At 58.6% G+C, this 522-nt stretch carries 1 rRNA gene; it reads right to left on the bottom strand.

Annotated features, from left to right (window positions below):
* Positions 1–404: 404 nt before the first annotated feature.
* Positions 405–522 (bottom strand): 16S ribosomal RNA (locus ACFQS1_RS40610); the annotation flags it as partial.

The following is a 522-nucleotide window of genomic DNA, read 5'->3' as shown; positions in this document are numbered from 1 at the left end:
ATCCACCGTCCGCCCTTGACAACTTAACCACAGAAAACAAGATGCTCGCGTCCACTGTGCAATTCTCAACCAACGACCAACCCAAAACTTCCCACTGAACACACCGAACACCACAACCGTGGCAGGTATGCATTCGAAGTCTTGCCTGGCATTGAAGACCAACCGCGGGGGTCACCCGCCACAACGGTTGTTCCTTCAGATACCCAACAGGGTGCATGTTTTGACGCTCTCCACCAGCCGCACCAGCGAAATCCCGTTCCTTCAAACCCCGCAGGGCTCGTGTACTAGGTTCGCCGGCCGTTGCCGGGAGAAAACTGGCCAGTGTCTCCGCCTTCGAGCACCCCGACCTGGCATTCGCAGGTCGCGGGCTACTGTCCGTCTTTCAACGGATAGTCGCTCCTTAGAAAGGAGGTGATCCAGCCGCACCTTCCGGTACGGCTACCTTGTTACGACTTCGTCCCAATCGCCAGCCCCACCTTCGACGGCTCCCTCCCCTTACGGGGTTAGGCCACCGGCTTCGGG

This window comes from Paractinoplanes rhizophilus, assembly GCF_042664765.1.
Lineage (GTDB): Bacteria > Actinomycetota > Actinomycetes > Mycobacteriales > Micromonosporaceae > Actinoplanes > Actinoplanes rhizophilus.
This window is presented reverse-complemented; position numbering and strand designations above follow the sequence as displayed.